Annotated in this window: 5 protein-coding genes and 1 pseudogene; 1 reads left to right on the top strand and 5 read right to left on the bottom strand. The window is 69.8% G+C overall.

Annotated features, from left to right (window positions below; all coding sequences use genetic code 11):
* From AC08OP_RS17125 to AC08OP_RS17105, 5 genes and pseudogenes are all read right to left on the bottom strand, one after another.
* Positions 1-395, bottom strand: a pseudogene (locus tag AC08OP_RS17125) (DUF881 domain-containing protein); the annotation flags it as partial.
* Between the two features lie 110 nt (positions 396-505).
* The gene (locus tag AC08OP_RS17120; RefSeq protein WP_476615111.1) at positions 506-2,992 is read right to left on the bottom strand and encodes a sugar phosphate nucleotidyltransferase; all 2,487 of its coding nucleotides are present in this window, start codon (positions 2,990-2,992) and stop codon (positions 506-508) included.
* An 18-nt stretch (positions 2,993-3,010) separates the two neighbouring features.
* Positions 3,011-3,619 (bottom strand): cardiolipin synthase ClsA, encoded by a 609-nt coding sequence (gene clsA, locus AC08OP_RS17115; RefSeq protein ID WP_476615110.1) that lies wholly within the window; start codon positions 3,617-3,619, stop codon positions 3,011-3,013.
* 257 nt (positions 3,620-3,876) lie between these two features.
* Positions 3,877-5,001 (bottom strand): NlpC/P60 family protein, encoded by a 1,125-nt coding sequence (locus AC08OP_RS17110; protein ID WP_476615109.1) that lies wholly within the window; start codon positions 4,999-5,001, stop codon positions 3,877-3,879.
* Between the two features lie 544 nt (positions 5,002-5,545).
* Complete coding sequence (locus tag AC08OP_RS17105) at positions 5,546-6,517, bottom strand: class F sortase (protein ID WP_476615108.1); 972 nt, start codon at positions 6,515-6,517, stop codon at positions 5,546-5,548.
* A 374-nt stretch (positions 6,518-6,891) separates the two neighbouring features.
* Between AC08OP_RS17105 and AC08OP_RS17100 the strand changes: the two genes are divergently transcribed.
* On the top strand, positions 6,892-7,351 hold a 460-nt coding region (locus AC08OP_RS17100), incomplete at its 3' end, for a hypothetical protein (protein WP_476615107.1).

Raw genomic sequence — 7,351 nt, 5'->3', positions numbered from 1 at the left:
GGCCCGGGGGAGGTCCGGTCCGCGAGCTCGATCCGGGCGCCCGGTCCACGCACGGGGGACCAGCCGGCCGCCGGCCCGAGATCCGACAGTGCCGCCGTGGCCCGGGCCAGCTCGCGCTCGGCCCGGGCGCGCTGTTCCCGCGCCGTCTTCACCCGCAGGCGCAGCTCGCTGACCCGGGTCGCGGCCGCAGTAGTCGCGGCGGATCGCTCATGAATCTCCGCGCGCAGGGCCGCGACGAGCTCCGCACGTTCCCCGGCCGTCGTCGCGGCACGCCGGGCCCCGGTGGCTATCACCAGGCCGAGCAGGCCGAGGACGAGGGCCAGGGCGAGGGGGCGCAGCCAGGGGCGACGGGCCCGCCCGGAGACGCCGCAGGGATCCGAAGGGCCGGTGGCCACGGGGCATACCGGCCCTCGGCGTGGCCATCCGGTCCGTTCTCGCACATTCGGCATTCTGACCGACCGGACACCGAGCGCCGCCGACCAGGGCCTCGCCGCGCGTGCCGTGGCTACCGCGCCTCGACCACCTCGACCCAGCGCCGCAGCAGCACGTGGGCCTCCTCGATGTCGGCACCCTCCGACCACAGGTGGGTGACCGCCTCACTCGGATCCGGCAACACCAGGATCCAGGAGCCGTCCGGACCGACGATCCGAACCCCGTCCGTGGTGTCGATGACATGCCCCGCATCCGGGTCGACCGACTCCACCACGCGACGCATGACGGTGCCCTTGACCGCCCACGGGGTGGGCACTGAACGACGCAGGATCGCCACCAAAGGTATCCGGGCGTCGATGGTGCTGAGCGTCAGCCGGGTCCGTGCCACCAGGGCCAGCAGTTTCACGAACGCCGCGATCCCGTCGATCGCGGGGGCGAACTCGGGGACGATGAAGCCGCCCCGCCCGTCGGCGGCGAAGACGATGCCGTCGTCACGGGCGACCCCGGTCAACGCCGCCGCCGACAGGGAAGTCCGGCGTACCGTCAGCCCGTGGAAGCGGGTGACCTGGTCGGCCACCCGGGTGATGGTCACCGGCAGGGCCACCTCCGCGCCGGGATTCTCCGCCGCGACGAGGTCGAGGAACACCAGCAGGGCCCGGTCATCGTCGATGAGGTCCCCCCGTTCGTCGACGATCGTGACGCGCTCGCCGACATGGTCAAACCGCACGCCGAAGGCCGCCCCGGAGCTGGCGACGAGGGCGCCCAGGCGGTCGGTGGCCCGCAGATCCTCCAGGGCGCTGCGGGGCGGGATGGTCTCGTCGACGCGTCCGTTGACGGTGAGCACGTCGACGCCGAGCCGGCCGAGCAGTGTCGGCAGCACCAGGGACGCCGAGCCACCCGAAGGATCAACGACGATCTTGAGATCCGCCTCGGCGATGCCGGCGGTATCGACCCGGTCAAGCAGATCCTGGATGTAGAGATCCATGGTGCGGGCCGGGAAACGCAGGTCACCGATCTCACCGGGAAAGGCCCGGCGGAACTCCTGGCGGGAGAAGACCCGGTCAAGCTTGCGCTGCGCCACCGGGGAGAGGTCGTCGCCGTCGGCATCCAGGAAGATGATGTCGATGCGTTCCGGGTCTCCGGGGGTGGTGCGCAGCATGATCCCCCCAGCGGCGTTGGACGAGCGGACATCGAAGCGGGTGACCGGCATCGGTGCCACCTCAAGATCACGGACGTTGATGGCGCCGGCGGTCAACGCGCTGATGACGGCCCGCTTGAGGGCCCGGGCGGCGCGGGAACCGTCCCGCGCGGTGGTGACGGTGGCTCCCTTTTTCAGGGTCGTGGCGTAGGCGCCGGCGAGGCGCACCACCAGCTCCGGGGTAATCTCCGCGTTCACCAGGCCGGACACCCCGCGCGGCCCGAACAGGGTCCGCTGGCCGCGGGACTCCCAGATGACGGACGTGTTGACGACCGCGCCGGCCTCGATCGTCTTGAACGGATACACCTTCACGTCATGGGAGATGAACGCCTCCTCGCGGACGACGCACTCGTCTCCGACGACGGCGCCCTCCTCGATCCTGGCCGCCCGCAGCACGTCGGTGCTCTTGCCGATGACGCAGCCACGCAGGTTCGTCTGCGGGCCGATGAGCGCGTTGTCCTGGACGATCGCCCGGTGCAGGAACGCGCCGCTCTTCACCAGCACGTTGCTGCCCAGCACGGAGAACTCCCGCAGCTCGGCGCCGGCCTCCACCTTGCTGTAGTCGCCGACCACGAGCGGCCCCTTGAGGATCGCCTCCGGGTGGACCTCGGCGTCCTCACCGATCCACACCCCGGGGGACACCTCGAAACCGCCGATCTCCACATCGACCTGGCGGTTGAGCACGTCGGCCTGAGCCCGTTGGAAGCTCGCGATGGTGCCGACGTCCTCCCAGTACCCGGACGCCACATAGCCGTACACCGGGGCACCCTCCTCGACCAGCCGGGGGAAGATGTCGCCGGACCAGTCCACCGCCTCGCCGGGCGGCACCTGGGCAAGCACCTCGGGCTCCATCACGTAGATACCGGTGTTGACGGTGTCGGAGAACACCTGCCCCCAGGTCGGCTTCTCCAGGAAGCGCTGGATCCGTCCGTCCTCGCCGGTGATGACGATGCCGAACTCGAGCGGATCGGGGACGGATTTCAGCGCGACGGTGACGAGCGCGCCCTGACGCCGGTGGAAGGCGACCAGGTCGGTGAGGTCGATGTCGGTCAGCGCGTCCCCGCTGATCACCAGGAACGCCTCGTCCCGCAGGGCGTCCTCGGCGTTCTTCACGCTGCCGGCGGTGCCCAGCGGGGTCGTCTCGGTGGCGTACGACAGGTGCATCCCGAGCTCGTCACCGGAACCGAAGTACGTCCGGATCATCGAGGCCAAAAACTGGACGGTCACCACCGTCTCGTCGAAACCATGCCGTTTGAGCAGGCGCAGCACATGCTCCATGATCGGCCGGTTGACGACGGGGAGCAGTGGTTTGGGCAGGTTCGCGGTCAACGGGCGCAGCCGGGTGCCCTCGCCACCGGCCATGACGACGGCTCTCACCGGTCACCTCCCACTTGCGCCGGTCCGGGCATCCGCCCGGAAGCGCCGGACGAGCTGGCCGGCCTGGACGAAGTACAGAAGACCAGACCACCAGTACAGGGCAGTACCCCAGATCGCGAACGCCCATCCGACCGGGCGTGCCGCGGTGGCCAGCCAGGAATCCCCGGCGGACAACAGCAGGAGAGGGAAGGCGTACAGCAGGTTGAACGTCGCCGCCTTGCCCAGGTAGTGCACGGGCAGCGTGACGCCGACCCCGATCCGGCGCAGCAACGGCGGCAGCGCCAGCAGCGCCACGTCGCGGGCGAGGAGCAGAACCGCGAACCAGACCGGCACGATCCCGCGGAGGGTCAGAGCGACGATGGTGGCGAGGATGTAGAACCGGTCGGCGAGGGGATCCAGCAGGACGCCGAGGCGACTCGTCTGGTTCAGCACTCGCGCGAGCTTGCCGTCCAGGTAGTCGCTGATTCCGGCGAACGCGAGAACGCCGAGCGCCGCACCGTCCGCCTTCGGGCCCAGCACCAGCCAGAGGAAGACCGGCACGCCGAGCAGCCGCAGGGCGGACAGCGCGTTCGGAACCGTCCAGATCCGGTCCGAGGCGGCGGGCATGGTCATGCGGCGTCCCTCCTCCACCGGTGGGGCGGCGCGACGCGCCGCGACGGCGGTGGACGGCCGCCCACCGCACCCGGCGCTCCCGCAGGTCCCACCGACGGGTTCGGCGCCGGTCAGGACGTCCGGGCCCGGTAGAGGTCGCAACGCCCCGCCGACGGGCCGGACATCGCTGACGCTAGCGGATCGTGGGGCACGGGGAGCGGAGAGGGATCCGCCGGCGGGGTACCCCGGCGTTCGGACCGGGTCAGATGGGACCGGGCTCAGAGGATGCGGCCGACTTTGTAGGTGGAGCTGTAGATGGGCCGCAGCGACACGACACCGCCGGTCTGCGGGGCGGCCCACATATACCCGTTCCCTGCATAGATGCCGACGTGGTAGATATTCCCAGGAGTACCGTAAAAGATCAGGTCGCCGGGCTGTTTGCCCGACTGGGGCACCTTGGCGGAGACGTTGTACTGCTCCTGCGCCGTGCGCGGCAGCGAGCGGCCGAGCTGCTTGAAGACGTACTGGACGAGGCCGGAGCAGTCGAACGAGTACGGGCCCTCCGCGCCCCAGACATACGGCTTGCCCTTGTGCAACGACGCGAGGTAGACGGCCTTCTCCCCGATCGAACTACCCGGGATGACCTTCGGAATCGCCTGGTCGATCACGGAACCCGACCGTCCCGGACCCGACCGTCCCGGACCCGACCGTCCCGGAGCCGACCGTCCCGGACCCGTCGGACTCGTCGGACTCGCGATCGTCACCGTGGCGGCGCTGGCCAGGGAGGGACGCAGGGCGTTCGATCCGTCGAAGACCGCGGTGATCGTCGTCGTGGAGAGCAGGCGCGCGGTGATCTGCGCGGTACCGTTCGCGCCGGTCCGCAACCTCGTGGAGGTCTGCCACTGGGGACCGTTCACCACGACGATACGGACGTCCTGGTTCGCGAGCGGGGTGCCGCTGTCCGATTCCAACGCCCGCACCGTGAGCACCACCGGGGTGTTGGGCGCGACCGAGGTCTTGTCCGCGGCGATCGAGACGCTGGTGAAGACGGGGTCGTGGTCCGCGATAGCGGTGGCCAACGGGGCGAGCCTGCGGGCCGAGGCCGCATCGTGGCCGGTGGCGTGATGTCCCGGGACGAGCGCGGCTTCCTGGGTGAGGGAGTTCGACTCCAGCGACGAGGTTCCGTCGGTGCCCCCGGGGACGGTGGCCGCGAAGGCGGCGGTCGAGGCCGCGATCGTCCCGGTGGTGAACGCGGCGATGGTGACCGCGCGTCGCGGAGGAGGAGTGGTATGGCGGCGAGCCGCGCCGGAGCCTGAGGAGCCGTGGGGCGCCGACGGGCGCTGACGATTCCGGACAAACTGGTCCCAGTCCTCCGGAAGCCAGGCCATACCACGACGGGGCAAGACGTGTCCTTCCCGTGCGCCTACGAGGGAGCTGTCGGGTTCGGGCTGGTCAGCCCGGCGGCCAACGACCCGGTCAGTGCCGTCACCGCCGGAACGCGGCCAGAACACGGCCAGATCCGCCGGCCACACCCGGAACTACGGCTCCCCGCACCTGCCCCGACATACTCGGAGGGGCCGCCGAACCGGGGGCAGGGCCAGGCACATCGGTTCGACGGGTATCTCTATCAAAATAGGTATATCTGTATGACACGTAACAGACACTTCATAATCTGGACACCTATGGATCGGTAGAACAGAAGTGCCGTTGATGACGATAGTGGACATGCCCGGGCGACCCGCAATCACCCCCACCCCAACACTTGAACACGGCGCCAGAAGGCCGCCGCCGCTCAGCAAGAAGTACGGATGCCGTCACGCCGGGTGCCTGTCGGCGGCTCGGTCACGCCACCTCGGTCAGGTCGTCACGACGCCCCCCAAGCATCGACGTGTCGTAGATCTCTCCGGCTGTCTCGTCGGCGATCCGGCAGCGGAACGGGCCGGGTCGTCAGGGTGCGGGCGGCGGGTTCACACCCGGGACAGAACCGACCTGCGCCGGCTGCGGCCGTGCCGGCTGGCCTGACGAGATCTGCGCCGGCCTCGGCAGCCCAGGCGACGAGTGCGCAGGCGACGGCAGCCCAGGCGACGAGTGCGCGGGTACGGGCATCCGCGGCGGATTCGGCGGAAGCATGCTCGCCGCAGACCGGGCCGGCACGACGGGCGCGGCTCCTGCCGAGGATTCGGCGTGCGCGTACACCACCAGGTTGTTGAGATAGTGCCCGGCCTTCCGATCGAAGGCGCCCCCGCAGGTGATCAGGCGCAGTTCAGGGCGGAGTACCGGTCCGTAGACCCGGTTCGCCGGGAACCTCGACTTCACCACGTTCTCCGCGCGATCGACGACAAACGTCGTGGACACGCCGGTCGGCGAGGCGACCTCGACACGGTCGCCGGGCACGAGCTCGTGCAGCCGGTAGAAGACCGCCGGGCCGGTGGTGGAATCGTAGTGGCCGACGAGCACGGCAGGGCCGATGCCGCCAGGCGCCGGACCACGGTCATACCAGCCGACATCCCCCCATGCCTTGGGCACCCCGAGCGTGCCATCCGGGTTCAGACCCAGATGAATGATCGGAGCGTCCACCCTGATCCGGGGGATGCGCAGCCGGGACGGATTGTTAACGACCACCACCGGCTGCTCAGGGACGGCGGGAGGTAGCCCGAACCGGCCGGTCGTCGGCACGGGAGTGGGCGGCAGCGGGACGTCGGCGATGCCGGCCGTCGTGTCCGCCCCGGAACCGCCGCGGACGGCGTCGAACGCCGGTTCCGCCAGCCGGAAACCGCTGCCGAGGACAAGGACCGCCCCGACGAGGAGAAGCCACCGCCAGAGCAGGAGGCGCCTGCCCGCGGCGGGTGCGCGGACGGAGAAGGCCGTCGGTGCGCCGTTCGCGGGCCGCTGGTTACCGCTGCCCGTCCCACCTTTCACAGCTCCTCCCGCCATCCCGCCCGTCGATCGTCTACATGCCCGTGCGGATCGCTCCCGAGGTGGATCGTCCAGCGCACCGCTCGCGGCTCCGAACCGTCACGCGCCCGCACCACAAGGCCACTGATAGTGACTCTACCAATCGGTAGAGATACTTTCCGTGAGCGGCATGCTTGTGAGCGAGGTGCACTGGTCTCAACGATTCCGAGATCACCGAAAACTGGACGAACTAGACCGAAGAAGCGACCCGATCGCCGCCGCGAGGAGGTCGATCCGGCCGCACCACGCCCGGGCGGTTGACCCGCACCCCCACGCTCAGTCGCTAGGGTATCACTCGCAGTAATGAATCGATCACCGTACGTGAGAGAGGGGACCAGATGAAGAAAGGTATGGGTCGGAGCGCCGCCGTTCTCGCGATATCCAGCGCGGCGAGCGTCACCCTCACCTTCGGGCCCGGCCTGGCTGCTGCCCACGCCCTCGACGACAAGGACAACCACCGGTGCGACGACAAGAAGGACGGGTGGGGCATCTTCGGCGACAAGGACGATCGGGACGGCAAGGACCGCGACCGCGATGACAAGATCGACGGCGACAAGCAGGTCCGGGCCGATCGGATCGACGACGGCCTGGACGGCAGGAACGGCCTGGACGGCAAGGACGATCGGGACGGCAGGAACGGCCTGGACGGCAAGGACGATCGGGACGGCAGGAACGGCCTGGACGGCCTGGACGGCAAGGACGATCGGGACGGCAAGGACGGCAAGGACGACTGGTTCCGCTGGGACGACAAGAAGCGCGACTGCGCCATCGGTGGCATCGGTGGCGTCGGTGCCGGAG

Source organism: Frankia sp. CeRuru1, assembly GCF_977966315.1.
Note: the sequence above shows the minus strand (reverse complement) of the source record. Positions and strands in the feature narration are given on the sequence as shown.